Consider the following 16,379-nt stretch of genomic DNA (forward strand, 5'->3'; position numbering starts at 1 on the left):
CTTTAAACTAATTGATTCTTTTCATAAAATTTTACTGCTTTACTTAAATCTTCAGGTGTATCAACCGAAATAGGGACATTATTAACTAAACATGTGCCGATTGTCATGCCATTTTCAAGAAGTCGTAATTGCTCTAAGCGTTCTGTTTTCTCTAAAAATGTTGGTTCAAGAGCCACAAATTTTTCCAAAGCACTTTTACGAAATCCGTACATCCCCACGTGATATAAAAATTCTTCCGCGCCATTTGGAATAAGACTACGTGAAAAATATATGGCTTTTCCCTGAGAGTCAATAGCTACAGTAACATTACTTGCAGCTTCTACTGAATCTTTCTCTACTTTTACTACAGGAGTTACAATATCATATTTGCTATTTTTTAAATCTTCTATTACTTTTAAAATTGATTCCGGTTCAATGAAAGGCATATCACCTTGCACATTAACTATATAATTAATATTTTGATTATTTGGAATTAACTTAAAAGCTTCATAAGTACGATCAGTACCAGTTGGAATATTACTATCGGTAAATATAACTTTCCCTCCGAGCTTTTCAATTACGCTTGCTATCTCCTGTGAATCAGTCGCAACATAAATATGTTCAAGATTAGTTTGATTTACTTGTTTAAATACACGTTCGATTAGAGTAGATGTGCCGATTAGCTGTAGAGGTTTACGTGTAAGTCTAGTTGAGCTAAGACGGGAAGGGATGATTATAGCAACGTCTTGATGCTTCATGAATTTACCTTATTTAAATTAAATCCGAAAATAATTGTTGACAGATTAGCCTTTTTCAGCGATAAAGTAAAACATAATTTTAAATATTATTTATTATACTAAGTATAAAACTTTAACGTATAAATTTAAAAAGTAATATAGACGAAGTTTTATTTGGAAAAGAGCAAGGAGTTCATAAGACGAGGAACGAAGCGTATACTTAATATAGTTTCGTACCGCAGTACTTATAGAACATTGTCGCCAATTTTTCAAATAAAGCGAGTATATAAATATATTTAAGAGCTCGTAGCTCAGTTGGTAGAGCATTTGACTTTTAATCAAAGGGTCCCGGGTTCGAATCCCGGCGAGCTCACCATATTATTTAACCGTTTTACCGAAGTTAAAATAATTTCTTATCCTAACTTCGCATTCTATAGTTAATTCAGCCCTATTTGGTGACAATTGTGAGAAAAACCTAATAAGTAATAGGTAAAAAGATAAACAGCAAAACACCAAAAATATTAATTAACTATGGGTTTGTAGCTCAGCTGGTTAGAGCACACGCCTGATAAGCGTGAGGTCGGAAGTTCAAGTCTTCTCAAACCCACCATTCTCCAGTTCTTGGTATTTTTTTATAACACATCAAACGTCAAACATAGCTTAAAATCAAGCTTTTTGGTATTTAAAGAAAAGTTAAAGAATACTAGGTTTACTAAATTCCTTTTTTCTGCAATTTTCGAACTACTTTAAAAATCATGAATGTATTCCGGATAAATCTGATATTTAAGCGTTATATTCCTAATATAACTTTATAATTTCCATCCTATCACACTTTAAAGATATAAGAACCTAAGTACTTAAAACATTGTAACAGTTTATTATTCAGGGTGATTATCAAGGAAATTATTAATATCCCCTATCAAAGTGTTTATAACAGATAATTTTAGTTGGGCTTCTGAATCTTGTTCATACTTATTATCAGCTTTATGTAATAATCCTGTGTGAATACTATAAAGCTCTAAAAGAACGTTGCTAAGTCCCTCACGCTTAGCGTTTTCAAATCCAAATATTTTTTTAACCCCTCTAAAGTTTTAAGAGTCATATTATTACTTTCTATCTTATTTTCGATGTTTTTTAAAATTTGTTTATACATAGCAATACTCTTATCAAATAATTAATCCGCATATAAATAATTTAAGAGCTTAAAACAATCAATATATTATGGAATAATATAGAAGTTAATTTATAGTTGCAATGAGAATCAATTAGAAATGTCCACAAAACCTAATATTTTAGTATTTTCTTTTTCTTTATAATTATGCCAGTCTAAGGTTATATCGAGAGTATCTTTATTATAGTTTATATCTAATAAGTTAATATCAGGGTCATAGGTTAAAATGTTATTTAACATGTAAATAGTATAAGTTTTATTAAAGCTATTTAATATTATATAATTAAAATCTACTAAATGCCTCAAGGTTTTTATTTCTTTTAAATTAGCAAATCTCATATCTAGGTAACCTGCTTCATTTAATTCTAGCTTATCTGAATTTAAATAAATATTTTCATTTGTAGTTTTGCCCATTTGAAATAAGTATAAACATAGATATTTACCACCCATTATATGAGGAAAAAATCTATCACCCAATAGTCCAAATACAAATTCATTATTAAATATATTGTCTCTGTTTTTGCCATAATAAAAGCTTTTAGGCTTAAGTGCTACAATTGCACCCATAAATACTTCTGCATCTTCAGCTTTTTCTATCCTTAGCATATGTATAAGCTAGTTTGTTTTAAATCCTTATAACAAATTTCATAAAAAAATCTATAAATTTTTAATACTTTATTTAAGCTTAAATTCTAAGTAGAAAATCTTATATTAATATTATTGCAAATAAAACACAAAAAGGTTACGCAATAAGATAAAATAAATTATAATATCGCCAATCTAAAGTTTAATTATCAAAAACATGAAAACAATATATAAAACTGCTTTCTTAAGTAATTAATGTAAATCATTAATTAAATTTCTGTTGCATTTTCAAACTTATTTTTATAACCTTAATTATTACCAATTTTTAATAAAGAAATAGTTATGGTTAAAACACTTGTTCAAACAATGATAGAATTATGGTACGGACCATATGAAAATTTTATAAACGCAATAAAAGAACAAAATGAAGAAAAAGCACTTAGATATATTAACGAAATAGACCCCAAAGAATTTAACAAAGCTAGTGATAATGGCTACACAATTTTAATGTCGGTTGCTAATAAGGGGTTATATACAGTTTGTGAAAGGCTTGCTTTTAAAATGACATATGAAGCTATCAATCAAGTTAATAATAGGGGTGATACGGCATTAAGTTTAGCTGAAAATAAAAAATTTAAAGATATATGTAATTTATTATGTGAAATAAGTTTTCAAAAACTTAAAGATAAATTAAATGATAAAATTAAGAAAATAGCTATAGATCAGGAGCAAATAAAAGAAGCTGCGGATAATATATGGGATGCTGCTAATTCTATTAGTTGCAGCGAAGATAAAAGAGAAATAGAAAATCTTATAAAACCACTCTTAAATAATTTTACCAAAAAAGATATTTTTGGTGTGGAGATAAAAGTCAAAAGAGTGATAGAGCAGCAGAAGATAGAACATAATCAATTAAAAGAGCAATTAAAAGCACAAGAGGTTATTGGTAAACAAGTATTATCAGCAAAAATTGCAACATTTGAAGAATTAATAAATAAGCTAAATTGTGAAATAAGTAATAAGGAGAGCTCTTCAATAAAAACAATGTTAGGGGGTATATCAACTAACATTAATAAACTTAATAATATTGTCACTAAAAAAACAGCCAATACGGAGGAAATAACTGATGATGCAAGAAATGCAAATAATAACCTGCAAGCTCTTGTAAAAGATATAAATGAAATAACTGAACTTATAGAAACAGTAAATAAATATTTAAAATTTCTTCCAGCTAATGAAATTACCAAATATAATATTGCAACCTTGGAAGAAAAATTTCTAAAAGAAATAGAACATTTTAAGATAGATAATGATTCAAAAGTTTTAGGTGTTACCATTGAGGGATATTAGAATGAGATAAAGCTTAGTCGTCATTACGAGGAGATTTGTAGAAGAGGGCGAAAGCAATCTCGTTAAGCCCCCTGAGATTGCTTCGCCGAAACTTAAAGTTTCTTCTCGCAATGACGATTCTTAAGTCTTGTATGCATTGCTGCGTGGATCATTCCCTCCTGTCATCCCGTGATTTATTCTATAGTATCGGACAGTTATTATTCTATGTCATTCCTGCGTAGGCACAGTAGTGTCCGGAAAAAAATAAACGTTGTTATTATTGGGTTTTTTCGTCATTGCCACGCGGTCTACGACCGCTCGCAATGACGGTTTTAATAATACTCCAATTTTCTCCGGACACTACTGCACTTTCGTGGGAATGACATACAAAGTCACCTACATCTGAATAAAATATAACATTTTTTTAATAATTGTCCGGTACTATAGGCTTGTCCACGGGATCCAGCTAAAAAATACTAATAAAATTAGTATTTTTTATTATTTTCTGGATGCCGCAGGTACAAGCAACTAGATGACACCGAGGGCGTTTTTCGATCCACGCAACAATGCCGCCACGGGAACAACATAGAATAAAAAATGTACTTAGATACATATCTTAAATGCTTGCACTGTGTTTTTGAGCAAAAAAGCAATAGTCATAGGTCCGATGCCGCCCGGGACAGGGGTAATATATTTGACTTTAGATTTAACATTTTCAAAATCGACGTCGCCAATAATTTTATTACCGCCGATTCTATTAATTCCTACGTCAATTACTATCGCATTTGGCTTAAAATATTCAGAAGTTAATTTTAGAGGTGAGCCGATAGCTGCAACAACAATATCGGCTTTGGAGGTAATAGAACTTAAATTCTGTGATTTAGAGTGGCAAATAGTTACACTGCAATCCTCTTTTAAGAGTAATGCACTCAAAGGTTTGCCAACGATATTTGAGCGGCCAACAATTACGGCATTTTTACCGCTTAAATTTGGTTCATGTTTCTTAATTACTTCAAGGCAGCCAAGAGCAGTGCAGGGTACAAATCCGTTATCAATCCCGCTATGTAAATAACCAACATTTAAAGGATGAAAACCATCAACATCTTTAGAAGGCGAGATAGCAGATAAGATTTTATTTTTATCTATAGAGTCGGGTAAAGGAAGCTGAACTATGATTCCTGAAACATTTTGATCAAGATTTAATTCACTGATTTTTGCTATTAAATCTTCTGTTTTTATAGTAATAGGAAGATTTAATAACAGCGTATCAATACCTATTTTATTGGCATGTTTTATTTTATTTTTGACATAAATAATACTTGCAGGATTGTCACCAACTAAGACTATTGCTAGTTTTGGTGATTCTCCTGTTTTGTCTTTAAGTTTTTGAATTTCATGCTTTAACTCATTTAATATTTCACTTGCTAAAGCTTTACCGTCAATTACGTTATTCACTCTTATTTGCTTCTCCGAATTTGGTGGTTGAGTACTCAAAATGTAAAGCTTTGCCATCAAATACTTTACCATAAGCGTGATGAAGGCTGCTTGCTGCTTCAGCAAAACCGGTAAGAATTAGTTTAAGCTTACCGCTATAATGAGCAACGTCACCAATAGCATATATACCTGAAATATTAGTTTGGTAATGTACAGGATCAACTTCAATATGATGAAGTTTTATATCAAGTCCCCAATTTACTAAATTACCTAACTCCTGCTTTAAACCAAAAAACGGTAATAATATATTAGCATCTAGCTTTCGTGTGTTATTTTGTAAGTCTCTAACTATAACAGTTTGAAGTTTGCTATTATTTCCATCTAATGAATCTAGTTGATAGCCGGTAACTAACTCAATTTTTCCACTTTCTGCTATATCTTTTAATTGTCTTAAACTCTCATTTGCTGCTCTAAATTTATCACGTCTGTGAACTAGATATATTTTATTAGCAATTTCAGAAAGAGAAATAGCCCAATCAACAGCAGAATCACCGCCACCTGCTATAACTATATTTTTACCTGTAAACTTACTGCGGTTATTAATAAAGTAAAAAACTGATTCATTCTCAAATTCTTCAATATTTGCAAGAGGAGGCTTATTAGGACCAAATGAGCCAGATCCAGCTGCAATAATGATTACTTTGCTTTTAATAACAATATCTTTTGAGGTTTTTACTTCAAAAAATTCACCTTCTTTTTTTAATTCTACCGCTTGTTGGTTTAAGTGATAAACCGGATTAAACGGAGCTGCTTGTAATTCCAGTTGTTTTATTAGCTCTGCTGCGGCAATTTTAGGGTAGGCTGGTATATCGTAAATAGGCTTTTCAGGATAAAGTGTAATACACTGACCACCTATAACCTCTTGTGCATCGATTAAATGGCACTTCATTCCTAACATTCCTGCTTGAAAAATGGCAAATAACCCACTAGGTCCTGCACCTATTATTAAAACATCAGTATTGTGCATTATTATTTTATATTTGATTTTAAAACAGGATTTTATTGGATATTAGGGAAATAATCAATTGTTATTAATTACAATGTTTAAATAGATATTGATTTAATATGCCCTAACTTAGCCCAAGTAAGAATTTTTTGATCTCTAGTAAGTAATGTAGCCCCAAGACATTTTGCTGTTGCTACAATAATTCTATCGGCTGGATCGCCATGAAAATCATCCATAAGGGAAATGCTTTCTGCTGCAATCTCTGAAGAAATATCTTTAATAGCTAATCCATTAATATCTGTTATAGAGTTCAGAAAATCTTTTATAGGTTCATAGATATTAATACGCTTTTTAAAACTAAGCATGGCTATTTCCCATAAAGAAATAGAACTTAAAAATAATTGTGAATTTTCTTGAGCTAGATTAATCTTATGTTTTATATCATCTGATAATTCTTTAGGTTGTAATAATGACCACAGTAGAACATGTGTATCTAATACTAAAGTATTATTCATGTTCCACGTTCCATTTTTCTTCTATTGGTTCTAATATATTACCCTTTATCTCAGCTTTATTTTTTAGCATACCAAATAATGAGATTTTTTTATTATCCATAGGTAATATTTGAGCTACAGCTTTATCTCTTTTAGTAATTATAATAGATTCTTTATCGGTTTGTAATTTATCTATTATTTCAAGACAATGAGATTTAAAGTAACTGATTGCTATTTTAGTAGACATTTTATATCGCACAAAAAGTAAAATTATCTTTATATAATAATGGTCAGATGTAATAGTCAATTATATTTTTATCTAGTCATAATTACTTGTATCATTTTGGCTTTTAAATCTTTTTCTTATATCTTACATTAACTTCTCAACTTCTTCTTTGGTTAAACCTGTAAAATATATTATTCCACCCAAAGGTTTATTCTTTTCTAGCATTTTTTTTACCATAGTAGCTTTTTCTTCTTCTCTTGCTTCTGCTTTTCCTTGTTGCATCCAGTGGTAAGCTATACTTTTCATAATATTTATTTTTCTAAATCTTCTTTAGATAATTTGGTAATTTTTATAACAGAATCTAATGATATACCTTCTTTTAGCATCTTCTTTGCCATAATCACTTTTTCTTTTTGTATTTTCTTTGCCATAATAGCTTTTTCTTCTTCTCTACCTTGTTGCATCCAATGGTGAGCTATACTTTTCATAACGTTTTCTCTTTTTTTGGAGTTTAATTTTGACTAATATAAAACGCACTATATACATTTTCTACTAATAGTACAACAATAATATTATTTTTTTAATTAATAATAAAAATAGATATAAAATAAAACAAGTTTATTCCTTTAAAAACTCTGTGAGAAAAATATCATAAAAATCATTTAAAATGTAATTGTTTTTTAAACTATCCTTGTAAAATCGTTAAGATTTGTAAAAGATTAATAATAGAAATTAATTATTTTTAATTTAATACAGGATATTTATGAAGAATAACCTTAAGGTCCTACGTAATATTATTGTTGTTAGTATTTTAATATTAAACAGCAATAAAATTTTTGCTACTTCTGTAAATTTTTCAGTTACTGCAACAGTTCAGCCTTATTGCTCAATTGCAGCAACTAATTTAAGTTTTGATCCCTATACCTCTCAAAATAATAGCGATAAAACATCCGTTATTACCGTAACTTGTACTGCTGGCACAGGTTATCATGTAAAATTAGATTCGGGTCAAAACAGTAGCTCTACTAGTACTCGTAAGATGAAAGGTGCTGCAAGTGCTAGTAATTTACTTCAGTATTTTCTCTATTCTGATTCTGCTAGAACTGTTATTTGGGGAAATAACGCAAATAATAGTGATTCACCACCAGGAGCAGGTACTGGTCTTGCTCAAACCTATACTGTTTATGGTCGTATACCATCAGGTCAGACTACTGTACCGGTAGATAATTATAGCGATCAAATTGCAGCAAGCATAACAATCCCATAAATATCTAAACTTAATAATTATAAGGTTATATGTTAAAAAAATATTTTAATTTAGTGATATTTTCACTGGTATTATTTTCAAATCTATCCTCTGCTGCTAATTTTACTATTATGCCGGTAAAAATAAATATTAATAAAAATGATAAAATAGCAACCATAAAATTACAAAATAATGATCTAATGGAAAGAAGTTTTCAGTTAACAGTATTAAAAAGAGAATATGAAAACGGCAAAGAAGAATATAAAGAAAAAAAAGATTTGATAGCAACACCTTTAATGTTCCCTGTACAGGGTGGTAAAATCCAGATAATCACGATTGCTGTAAAGGATAAAAAAAATGTTTCCACAGCAGAAAATGCTTATAGAATTTCTGTAAAAGAATTAGCACATAAAATAAAAATAGATAATACTATCACTTCAACAGTAGATTTTATTGTCGAATTTAACGTACCCATAACAATTTCCAGCTAAAAATTTTTTAATTTAATAAATCAAAGCCATGTGCTTTTTATATAAAATAATATCATTATTTATAGGTATTATTTAATTCATTAAGCTATGCAGAAATTACAGATGATAGTGAATTAATTGTTTCATTAAAAGTAAATTATGTAGAGACGGATATATTCCCGACAATTATGCAAAATAAACAAGGGAATTATCTAATCCCCCTTGAAGATATTGAGCATTTTAACGTGCAGGAAGAATATCTAAAACAAGGCTTAGTGACTTATCATGATATACAATATGTTAATTTAGATTTATTAACAGGCACTAAATATAGTTTAAATCATGAAAATTTAGATTTAGATATTATTTTTCCTACCGAAAAAATGCAAGGTCAATCATTTAATGCTACTGATATACCTATTAAGGAAGTTGACAATAAGCTAATTAATGGAGCATATTTCAATTATAATCTTACCCTTACTCAAGATGATCATAGTAATTATCTAGCAGGGGTAGAGGAATTGGATTATGCCACTGAAAACGGCGTATATAGTTATAGCTTTTTATTTCAAAGCAAAGCCGTTAATTCAAATTTTTCCAAAGTAAGGAGTGCTCAAAAAAACTATAATAAGTTCACTCGTTTAGAAACTAATTGGACATATGAAAATGAAAATAAAATGACCAATTGGCGAGTGGGTGATAGTTTTACAAAACCGGCTATTTGGTCTAATTCAACTAGATTTGCTGGAATTCAATATGCTACTAATTTTTCTGTGCGACCAAATTTAATCATTTATCCTTTACTTGATTTCAGGGGAAAATCAGAGCTTCCTAGTAGTGTTGAATTATTTTCGAATAATATTCCTATATAATGCAAAAGCTAGAATGGGCGATTTTGATATAAGCAATATTCCGGTTATTACGGGTAGGGGGGATTTAATAGTTAAAACGCAGGATATAACTGGTAAAATCGAAACAATTACCATTCCTTATTATGCAGCACCGAGCTTACTACGTCCTGGACTTTCTGATTTTTCGTATGAAACAGGTTTTCAAAGGCAAAATTTTACTATTAAGAGTAATGATTATAAATATTTAATTCTTAATACTGATTATATGCTTGGTATAAATGATTATTTAACAAGTGGTGGACATTTTGAATTTTTGAAAAATAATGGAACTGTTGGTACAACCAGTAATTTTAAAATTGGTAATTATGGAGTTGCTGGAATTTCATTAGCAAGTAATATCAAAAACTTTGGACATTCTCAAAGAGTTAACTGCGGATATACTTATGAATCAGAATATTTTGATTTTAATAGTAATTTAGATTGGAATAATAAAAATTATAGAGACGTGTATAACTATCCTAATAAAACTTATTCAAATTTAAGATATCAAATCTCAGCAAGTTACGGTGATGGCGATATTGGTAATATAAGCGTAAATTTTTTAACTTATGCTATAAAAGGTACACTCAAAAATAAAAGATCAAATATTATATCAGTAACTTACCAAAAAAATATTACCAAAAGAGGCGTCTTAAACTTTACTATAGGTACAGATTTAAAGAATAGGCATACAGGTAATTTTGCTTATCTTTCCTTTAATTTAAATATTCATATCAAAATAATTACCATATCAAACAGCTTGGCTTTTCATCACCGATTAGCTCAAATATGGGCTGGGGGTATAGTGCTAACTTAAATTAAAGCTAAATCTACAAATTATAATGTACAAGTTAATCGTAATGGTGAACATAATGATATGGACTCTATTTGTATAAAAATGATGCATCAACAACTAAACAGTTCAATATTCAAGGTAGCGTGGTCTCTATTGATAAGAATTATTATATGACAAGACCAATTACCGGAGGTATTGCCTTAGTTAAGGTAAGCGATATGAAAGATGTTGGAGTGTACAATAATAATCAACTAGTTGGTTATACAGATGATAAAGGTAAAATACTTATTCCAAACGTAACCCCTTATATTCCATCTGAAATAAGATTAGATGATGAAAAACTACCTCTTAATGCAGAGTTTTCCGATATTGCATTAAATATTGCACCAAAAACGAAATCGGCAGTAAAATTAGACTTTGGTATTAAAATTGTTAGAAGTGTGGAAATGACAGTATTTGATAGCAATAAACATTTCATGCCTCTTGATAGCACTGTCACTATTGAAGGAGTAGATGAGCAATTATTTGTTGGTTACAATGGAAAAGTTTATATAAATGATATAAAAAATCTTGAAGTATTAAATGGTTCTATCTGTAATGAAAATGTAGAAAATAGTAAATGTTGCCATTTTAGTTTACCCGTTAATAAAGATTTAAATGATCCGATAATTGATTTAGGTGAGATAGTATGCGAATAAGATATTTGGTTGCAGTGTGTTTAATTAGTTTAGCTTTATCAGGTCAAACCATGGCAACGTGTAGCGTATCTGTACCAACTGTGGGATTTGGTAATGTTAGTACGTCGTCTAGCAAAACTACTTCAGTTACGGCTTCAGTCACTTGTAGTGCTTTAATTTCATTAATTGTGAGCTATACCTTAAAATTTAGTACCGGTTCAGCAAATATTTATAATCCGAGAAATATGCTTAACGGCAGTAATAAGCTAACCTATAATTTATATAAAGATGCTGCTCATAGTCAAATACTTGGTAATGGAACAAGTAGTACAGTAACAATTCAAGATAGCTATTTGCTTGCCCTTGGACCGGTTACTAGAAATTATACTATATATGCAAGCCTGCCTGCTCAACCTCTTGCTAATGTTGGTAATTATCAAGATACTATTACTGTAACTTTAACCCAGCCATAATTTCGAAAGATCATTGTAAGGAAAAACTGGCGTTGTTGCGTGGATCAATTTTTCCGTCATTGCCACGCTCATTTCATTCGCTCGCAATGACGATTTGGTATCCACGTAACAATGTCGTATAAACCACGGGATGATGGGAGGAAAATCGTGCTGTGCAACAACGCTTTTAATTGTTTGCAATGTCTATTGTATTAATGATTCAAATTCTTTAACTACTGCTTGATAAAGCTTACGTTTGAATGGAATAATAATTGATAGTAATTCATCAAGTGATGCCCAACGCCATTCGTCAAATTCTGGATTAAGAGTGTTTATATTAATATCTTCATTAGTGCCGGTGAATCTAATTAAAAACCAGCGTTGTTTCTGTCCGCGAAAATTACCGTCCCATAATTTAGGAATTAAAAAACTTGGTACATCGTAACTATACCAGCATTTACTTTCGGCAATTATATATCCTTTGCTGCTTCCTATTTCTTCTAACATTTCACGCATAGCTGCAATACTTGGGGTTTCGCCAGGTACTATTCCACCTTGCGGCATTTGCCATGCAGAGATTTTAGTATCTATTCGCTTACCAACAAATATTTTATTATCGGCGTTTAATATCATCATACCAACGCCTGGTCTATAAGGTAATGCTAGATGTTTTTTAGAAGTTTTATTCATAATTATAGTTTTACAACTTTATTTTTACCAGTTGTTTTAGCTTCATACATAGCTTTGTCCGAGCGTTCAATAAATTCTTCAATTGACTCACCTTTTTTATACTCTGTAACTCCTATAGACACAGTCTTTTTTAAAGGTTCTTCTTGCTCGTCTATTTGAAAGTTCATGCTTTCTATTTTAACTCTAACTTGCTCTGCTGTATATATTGCTTGGTCAATATTTATATCATTTAAAAGTATAGTAAATTCTTCGCCACCAAATCTTGCTATTAAATCAGTTACTCTAAAGGTATTTTTTAAAATACGAGAAGTGGTTATTAAAACTTTATCTCCTGCTTGATGTCCATAAGTATCATTTACATGCTTAAAATTATCGATATCACACATAAGCAAATATAATTTCATGCCTTCTTTATTAGCCTTTTCGACCATTTGCTTAATGTGTACATCAAAATAACGGCGATTAAATAAACCTGTTAATCCGTCTTTAGCTGCTAAATTTACGCTTTGTTCTAAATCGTTACGTAAATTATCTTGATATTGTTTGCGTCTTAGCTGGGTTTTAATTCTTGCAGCTAGCTCACTTTCATCAATAGGATAAACAAAATAATCATTAATGCCAAGCTCAAATCCTTTCATAACTAATTGCATTTGATTTTCGTTTCCGTTTTCATCTTCATAAATTTGTAAAATTAATATTACTCCACTTATTTCCGGTTTGCCTCTTAAAATAGCTCCTACTCTTAAAGGATCTTCATTTTCAAGAGTACTACTAATTACTATAAGATCAGGTTTATATTCATTTATAGTATCTGTCTCTTCAGAATTACTTATTACTTTTACGTTAGATGTAATTTTAAGCAACATTTGTTTTATGTTTTTAGCTTGTACTACATCATCGTTAATTAGCAATATTTTCTTATCTGCAAAATCATCATGTATTTCAACATTAATACCACCAAGTAATGCATTAGTACTATTACGAATTTTTAACTCATCAATTAAGCTTTTCATTCTTGATAATGATTTAATTCTTATAAAAAGAGCATTATCATTAATTGGCTTTGTCAAAAACTCATCTGCACCAGCCTCTAGCCCTTTAACACGATCATCAACATCAGAAAGAGCAGTTACCATTACTACCGGTATGTGGGTAGTTTCAGGATCAGATTTAATTTTTTTACATACTTCAAATCCATCCATCTCAGGCATCATAACATCAAGAAGTACTATATCTACTTTTTCTTTTTTTAAAATGTTTAATGCTTCTTTGCCGCTGCTCGCTTTAAAAACAGTATAATACTCATTTAAAAGCTTTGCTTCTAGTAATTTAATATTCGTTTCTATATCGTCTACTATTAATATGTTTGCACTCATAAGATTAAATTCTTGTTTTTAAAGGAAATAATTTGTATATTTATATTTTTTTAAAGTAAGTTTAAGTGTAATAATATATGAAAATTTCAGCGAATTCAATTAGAACAGGCAATATATTAGTTTATAATAACGATTTATGGGTGGTAAGCAAACAACCTGAGCATACTCAGCCTGGAAAAGGCGGTGCTTATGTGCAAGTTGAGATGAAAAATCTAAAAACTGGTACAAAGCGTAACGAAAGATTTAGTTCTTCAGATCATTTAGAAAAAGCTGAACTTGAACAAAAAGACTGTCAATTTTTATATTTTGAAGATAATAATATAGTATTGATGGATAATCAGACTTTTGAGCAAATAAGTGTAAACAAAGAAATTTTAGATGAAAAATTACCTTTTTTAACTGAAAATATGATTGTTAAAGTCGAATTTTATAATGAAAAACCTCTAAGTATTGAACTCCCTGCAACAGTTATATTAGAAATTATTGAAACTGATCCAGTAATAAAAGGAGCAACCGCAACCGCTTCGTACAAGCCAGCAATCCTTGCAAATGGTGTTAAGGTAAAAGTACCTCAATATTTAGAGATAGGCGAAAAAATTGTTGTTAAGACTGAGGATCTAACCTATGTTGAAAGGTCTAAGTAACATTGTCATACCGTGGCTTGACCACGGTATCTAGAAAAATAAATAAAAATACTAATATTATAATTACTAAATGCAACCTATAACTAATTTGTTAATTAATTCACTGCGTAAAGCAGTTAAGTTTGTACATAGAGATTTTTTAGAGCTTGAAATGCTTCAAAAAAATCCTATTAGAAATGAAGAGTTTTGTAAGCGATCTTATTTAAGATTAAAAACTTTATTATGTGAAGAATTACAAAAACATACGAAATATTTATTTTTTCCTGAAGATCAATTTGATCCCAACAATAATTATGAAACTGTTTTTTTAGTCAATCCTATAGATAGTCCAAATAATTTTGCTAGAAGTCTTCCTTTTTTTGCTGTATCAATAACTTGTTTGAAGCAAAATCAAGATGTTCTAACGCCTGTTTCTACTGTTATATATTTTCCGGTTCTTAATGAGGTATATTACGCTGAAAGGGGTAGAGGGGCTTGGGTAGAAAAAAATGATTTAGGCTCTAATCATAAAGGTTTAAGGTTAAGGGTTTCTGATAATGATAATTTGGAAAATTGTCTAACAATTATTGAAGATTTAAAAAACAATAATTTTCAAGAGATTAATAACAGTAGAACTTTTGGTTCTTCTTGTTATGCAGCGATGCTTTTAGCATCAGGTAAGGCTGACTTAATATATTTACCATTATTAAATTTTACGCTATATTATTCTTTTGATCTTTTTATTAAAGAAGCAGGTGGTATAGTTGTAGATTCTAGTGATAAATTTATATATTCAAATCGTTACATTACTAGAGAATTAAAAAAATCTTAAGCAAAACATTATTTTAAATTTGCATTTTTAGCATTAAGATATAATAATTAAGCATGTTAATTGTATCTGTAAGTGTATTATGAAAAAGTTTGACATTGATTGCGATTTTGGAGGACAAAAGTCTAAATTTACCATTTATATAGGTACACCGCAAGATGGACATCACCCATTGCAGTTCCAATCAAAATGGTTATCAGATGAGAGAGGCGGTACTATTCCTGATGCTGTTATGGATGCAGTAAAACAGCTATATGATCTTTCGAAAAAAAATAATGTATCGTTTGAAGATTTGTGTGTTTATGCTCTTGGTACTGCTCAAGAAGCTCAAACCACAAGTAACGATGAAGATGAGACAGAAAGAGAGGATAATGATGATGAAGATAATAAAGCAGAACAAGCATAAATTATCAGCTTGTGGGTACTCAATGTCATCCCGTGGCAGCATTGCTTGCGTGGATACCAAGTCATCTGAGCTACGCAAATGAAATGAGCGTGGCAATTCAGAAAAAATAATAACTATAGAGATTAAAATGAAACAATATAACGACTTATTTAAAATTATTCACCGTGAAGGTTACATATTTATTGCTAGTTTTGCATTAGTAAGCTTCTTACTTGCTTCTTTCAACGAGAAGCTTGGTTGTATGGGATTTATTGCTACTGCTTGGTGTATTTATTTTTTCCGGAATCCCGATCGTTTCGTACCGATAGGTAATGATTTGGTAATAAGCCCTGCGGATGGGGTAATTCAAGAAATCAAAGAAGCCTTACCACCGGCAGAGCTAGGGCTTGGTGATGTCGAAATGATTAGAGTTAGTATTTTCCTAAATATCTTTAACGTGCATGTGAATAGAATTCCGGCAAATGGTAAAATTTTAGCATTGCATTATAACCCTGGAAAGTTTTTTAATGCTTCTCTTGATAAAGCAAGTGTTTATAACGAACATCAATCTGTATTAATGGAAACAGAGCAAGGGCAAAAAATTGCTTTTGTTCAAATTGCAGGATTAATAGCAAGACGTATAGTTTGTGATTTAGAGGAAAGTAATGAAGTTAAAGCAGGCGAGCGATATGGTATAATTCGTTTCGGTAGTAGAGTTGATGTATATCTACCACTAAAAACTGCTTTATTAGTAAGTAAAGGACAAACTGCTATTGGTGGCGAAACTATTATTGCAGATTTTGGACGCAAAAAGACAGCTGAATTACAGTTTGAAAGAAAGTAGAAGCAACCGTCATTGCGAGGAGTGGCAAAGCCTAGGGCGAAGGCAATCTCAGGAATTCTACTTTATGAGATTGCCGCACTCGCTCCGCTCGCTCGCAATGACGTTATAATATCATAAACCATATTTTCTTGAGTATCTGC

At 30.4% G+C, this 16,379-nt stretch carries 21 protein-coding genes and 2 tRNA genes; 13 read left to right on the forward strand and 10 right to left on the reverse strand.

Going from position 1 to position 16,379, the window contains the following annotated elements:
• Positions 1 to 2 precede the first annotated feature (2 nt).
• A complete protein-coding gene (locus AAHF54_RS03365) occupies positions 3 to 737 on the reverse strand; it encodes a 3-deoxy-manno-octulosonate cytidylyltransferase (protein ID WP_341789150.1) in 735 nt (244 codons plus the stop codon).
• 279 nt (positions 738 to 1,016) lie between these two features.
• Between AAHF54_RS03365 and AAHF54_RS03370 the strand changes: the two genes are divergently transcribed.
• Both AAHF54_RS03370 and AAHF54_RS03375 read left to right on the forward strand, forming a co-directional pair.
• A tRNA-Lys gene (locus tag AAHF54_RS03370) sits at positions 1,017 to 1,092 on the forward strand.
• A 157-nt stretch (positions 1,093 to 1,249) separates the two neighbouring features.
• Positions 1,250 to 1,326 (forward strand) — tRNA-Ile (locus AAHF54_RS03375).
• A 651-nt stretch (positions 1,327 to 1,977) separates the two neighbouring features.
• On the opposite strand, the gene AAHF54_RS03380 is transcribed toward AAHF54_RS03375, so the two are convergent.
• Positions 1,978 to 2,493: a hypothetical protein gene (locus AAHF54_RS03380; protein ID WP_341789151.1), complete on the reverse strand. Its 516-nt coding sequence runs from the start codon at positions 2,491 to 2,493 to the stop codon at positions 1,978 to 1,980.
• Positions 2,494 to 2,814: 321 nt separating this feature from the next.
• Here AAHF54_RS03380 and AAHF54_RS03385 point away from each other — a divergent pair, with 321 nt between their 5' ends.
• Positions 2,815 to 3,822, forward strand: a complete 1,008-nt coding sequence (locus tag AAHF54_RS03385; protein WP_341789152.1) for a hypothetical protein — start codon at positions 2,815 to 2,817, stop codon at positions 3,820 to 3,822.
• Between the two features lie 582 nt (positions 3,823 to 4,404).
• Here AAHF54_RS03385 and folD read toward each other — a convergent pair.
• The 6 genes from folD to AAHF54_RS03415 form a co-directional block, all read right to left on the reverse strand.
• Positions 4,405 to 5,256, reverse strand: a complete 852-nt coding sequence (gene folD, locus AAHF54_RS03390; protein WP_342170215.1) for a bifunctional methylenetetrahydrofolate dehydrogenase/methenyltetrahydrofolate cyclohydrolase FolD — start codon at positions 5,254 to 5,256, stop codon at positions 4,405 to 4,407.
• A complete protein-coding gene (locus tag AAHF54_RS03395) occupies positions 5,249 to 6,262 on the reverse strand; it encodes an NAD(P)/FAD-dependent oxidoreductase (protein WP_341789154.1) in 1,014 nt (337 codons plus the stop codon). Before AAHF54_RS03395 ends, folD begins: the two co-directional genes overlap by 8 nt.
• Before the next feature lie 77 nt (positions 6,263 to 6,339).
• Positions 6,340 to 6,756 (reverse strand): type II toxin-antitoxin system VapC family toxin, encoded by a 417-nt coding sequence (locus AAHF54_RS03400; RefSeq protein ID WP_341789155.1) that lies wholly within the window; start codon positions 6,754 to 6,756, stop codon positions 6,340 to 6,342.
• Positions 6,749 to 6,982 carry a type II toxin-antitoxin system Phd/YefM family antitoxin gene (locus AAHF54_RS03405; RefSeq protein ID WP_341789156.1) on the reverse strand — a complete coding sequence of 78 codons (234 nt, stop codon included), beginning with the start codon at positions 6,980 to 6,982 and terminating at the stop codon, positions 6,749 to 6,751. Before AAHF54_RS03405 ends, AAHF54_RS03400 begins: the two co-directional genes overlap by 8 nt.
• A 123-nt stretch (positions 6,983 to 7,105) precedes the next feature.
• Positions 7,106 to 7,267 carry a hypothetical protein gene (locus AAHF54_RS03410; RefSeq protein ID WP_341789157.1) on the reverse strand — a complete coding sequence of 54 codons (162 nt, stop codon included), beginning with the start codon at positions 7,265 to 7,267 and terminating at the stop codon, positions 7,106 to 7,108.
• Positions 7,268 to 7,272: 5 nt separating this feature from the next.
• Entirely contained in the window at positions 7,273 to 7,449 is a 177-nt protein-coding gene (locus AAHF54_RS03415; RefSeq protein WP_341789158.1) for a transposase, read from the reverse strand.
• Positions 7,450 to 7,724: 275 nt separating this feature from the next.
• Here AAHF54_RS03415 and AAHF54_RS03420 point away from each other — a divergent pair, with 275 nt between their 5' ends.
• The 6 genes from AAHF54_RS03420 (at position 7,725) to AAHF54_RS03445 (ending at position 11,513) form a co-directional block, all read left to right on the forward strand.
• Entirely contained in the window at positions 7,725 to 8,228 is a 504-nt protein-coding gene (locus AAHF54_RS03420; protein ID WP_341789159.1) for a spore coat U domain-containing protein, read from the forward strand.
• Positions 8,229 to 8,257: 29 nt separating this feature from the next.
• On the forward strand, positions 8,258 to 8,698 hold the full coding sequence (locus AAHF54_RS03425) for a molecular chaperone (RefSeq protein WP_341789160.1): 441 nt from the start codon (positions 8,258 to 8,260) through the stop codon (positions 8,696 to 8,698).
• Positions 8,699 to 8,865: 167 nt separating this feature from the next.
• Entirely contained in the window at positions 8,866 to 9,549 is a 684-nt protein-coding gene (locus AAHF54_RS03430; protein ID WP_342170216.1) for a hypothetical protein, read from the forward strand.
• A gap of 13 nt (positions 9,550 to 9,562) precedes the next feature.
• A complete protein-coding gene (locus tag AAHF54_RS03435; protein WP_342170217.1) occupies positions 9,563 to 10,384 on the forward strand; it encodes a hypothetical protein in 822 nt (273 codons plus the stop codon).
• Between the two features lie 71 nt (positions 10,385 to 10,455).
• Positions 10,456 to 11,061, forward strand: coding sequence for a fimbria/pilus outer membrane usher protein (locus AAHF54_RS03440; RefSeq protein ID WP_341789162.1), 606 nt, complete (start codon positions 10,456 to 10,458; stop codon positions 11,059 to 11,061).
• Positions 11,052 to 11,513, forward strand: a complete 462-nt coding sequence (locus tag AAHF54_RS03445; protein WP_410526053.1) for a spore coat protein U domain-containing protein — start codon at positions 11,052 to 11,054, stop codon at positions 11,511 to 11,513. Before AAHF54_RS03440 ends, AAHF54_RS03445 begins: the two co-directional genes overlap by 10 nt.
• Positions 11,514 to 11,696: 183 nt before the next feature.
• Here the strand turns inward: AAHF54_RS03445 and AAHF54_RS03450 are convergent, their stop codons facing one another.
• On the reverse strand, positions 11,697 to 12,182 hold the full coding sequence (locus AAHF54_RS03450) for an RNA pyrophosphohydrolase (protein WP_011477635.1): 486 nt from the start codon (positions 12,180 to 12,182) through the stop codon (positions 11,697 to 11,699).
• Positions 12,183 to 12,184: 2 nt separating this feature from the next.
• Entirely contained in the window at positions 12,185 to 13,558 is a 1,374-nt protein-coding gene (locus tag AAHF54_RS03455; protein ID WP_341789164.1) for a PleD family two-component system response regulator, read from the reverse strand.
• Positions 13,559 to 13,635: 77 nt separating this feature from the next.
• Between AAHF54_RS03455 and efp the strand changes: the two genes are divergently transcribed.
• From efp to AAHF54_RS03475, 4 genes are all read left to right on the forward strand, one after another.
• Entirely contained in the window at positions 13,636 to 14,202 is a 567-nt protein-coding gene (efp, locus tag AAHF54_RS03460; protein ID WP_341789165.1) for an elongation factor P, read from the forward strand.
• Positions 14,203 to 14,272: 70 nt separating this feature from the next.
• Complete coding sequence (locus tag AAHF54_RS03465; protein ID WP_341789166.1) at positions 14,273 to 15,013, forward strand: inositol monophosphatase; 741 nt, start codon at positions 14,273 to 14,275, stop codon at positions 15,011 to 15,013.
• A gap of 79 nt (positions 15,014 to 15,092) precedes the next feature.
• Positions 15,093 to 15,416 (forward strand): DUF2610 domain-containing protein, encoded by a 324-nt coding sequence (locus tag AAHF54_RS03470; RefSeq protein ID WP_016948351.1) that lies wholly within the window; start codon positions 15,093 to 15,095, stop codon positions 15,414 to 15,416.
• Between the two features lie 127 nt (positions 15,417 to 15,543).
• The gene (locus tag AAHF54_RS03475; RefSeq protein ID WP_341789167.1) at positions 15,544 to 16,239 is read left to right on the forward strand and encodes a phosphatidylserine decarboxylase; all 696 of its coding nucleotides are present in this window, start codon (positions 15,544 to 15,546) and stop codon (positions 16,237 to 16,239) included.
• The last annotated feature ends 140 nt before the right edge of the window (positions 16,240 to 16,379 follow it).

The organism is Rickettsia endosymbiont of Seladonia tumulorum (genome assembly GCF_964030815.1).
In the GTDB taxonomy this organism is placed as follows: domain Bacteria; phylum Pseudomonadota; class Alphaproteobacteria; order Rickettsiales; family Rickettsiaceae; genus Rickettsia.

What these genes read in the sequence shown, in the direction of transcription:
- AAHF54_RS03365 (WP_341789150.1), bottom strand. Translation starts at nt 737, where the DNA reads ATGAAGCATCAAGACGTTGCTATAATCATCCCTTCCCGTCTTAGCTCA.
- AAHF54_RS03475 (WP_341789167.1), top strand. Translation starts at nt 15,544, where the DNA reads ATGAAACAATATAACGACTTATTTAAAATTATTCACCGTGAAGGTTAC.
- AAHF54_RS03435 (WP_342170217.1), top strand. Translation starts at nt 9,563, where the DNA reads ATGGGCGATTTTGATATAAGCAATATTCCGGTTATTACGGGTAGGGGG.
- AAHF54_RS03410 (WP_341789157.1), bottom strand. Translation starts at nt 7,267, where the DNA reads ATGAAAAGTATAGCTTACCACTGGATGCAACAAGGAAAAGCAGAAGCA.
- AAHF54_RS03415 (WP_341789158.1), bottom strand. Translation starts at nt 7,449, where the DNA reads ATGAAAAGTATAGCTCACCATTGGATGCAACAAGGTAGAGAAGAAGAA.
- AAHF54_RS03400 (WP_341789155.1), bottom strand. Translation starts at nt 6,756, where the DNA reads ATGAATAATACTTTAGTATTAGATACACATGTTCTACTGTGGTCATTA.
- efp (WP_341789165.1), top strand. Translation starts at nt 13,636, where the DNA reads ATGAAAATTTCAGCGAATTCAATTAGAACAGGCAATATATTAGTTTAT.
- AAHF54_RS03430 (WP_342170216.1), top strand. Translation starts at nt 8,866, where the DNA reads ATGCAAAATAAACAAGGGAATTATCTAATCCCCCTTGAAGATATTGAG.
- AAHF54_RS03450 (WP_011477635.1), bottom strand. Translation starts at nt 12,182, where the DNA reads ATGAATAAAACTTCTAAAAAACATCTAGCATTACCTTATAGACCAGGC.
- AAHF54_RS03385 (WP_341789152.1), top strand. Translation starts at nt 2,815, where the DNA reads ATGGTTAAAACACTTGTTCAAACAATGATAGAATTATGGTACGGACCA.
- AAHF54_RS03455 (WP_341789164.1), bottom strand. Translation starts at nt 13,558, where the DNA reads ATGAGTGCAAACATATTAATAGTAGACGATATAGAAACGAATATTAAA.
- AAHF54_RS03465 (WP_341789166.1), top strand. Translation starts at nt 14,273, where the DNA reads ATGCAACCTATAACTAATTTGTTAATTAATTCACTGCGTAAAGCAGTT.
- AAHF54_RS03380 (WP_341789151.1), bottom strand. Translation starts at nt 2,493, where the DNA reads ATGCTAAGGATAGAAAAAGCTGAAGATGCAGAAGTATTTATGGGTGCA.
- AAHF54_RS03405 (WP_341789156.1), bottom strand. Translation starts at nt 6,982, where the DNA reads ATGTCTACTAAAATAGCAATCAGTTACTTTAAATCTCATTGTCTTGAA.
- AAHF54_RS03470 (WP_016948351.1), top strand. Translation starts at nt 15,093, where the DNA reads ATGAAAAAGTTTGACATTGATTGCGATTTTGGAGGACAAAAGTCTAAA.
- AAHF54_RS03445 (WP_410526053.1), top strand. Translation starts at nt 11,052, where the DNA reads ATGCGAATAAGATATTTGGTTGCAGTGTGTTTAATTAGTTTAGCTTTA.
- AAHF54_RS03425 (WP_341789160.1), top strand. Translation starts at nt 8,258, where the DNA reads ATGTTAAAAAAATATTTTAATTTAGTGATATTTTCACTGGTATTATTT.
- AAHF54_RS03395 (WP_341789154.1), bottom strand. Translation starts at nt 6,262, where the DNA reads ATGCACAATACTGATGTTTTAATAATAGGTGCAGGACCTAGTGGGTTA.
- AAHF54_RS03420 (WP_341789159.1), top strand. Translation starts at nt 7,725, where the DNA reads ATGAAGAATAACCTTAAGGTCCTACGTAATATTATTGTTGTTAGTATT.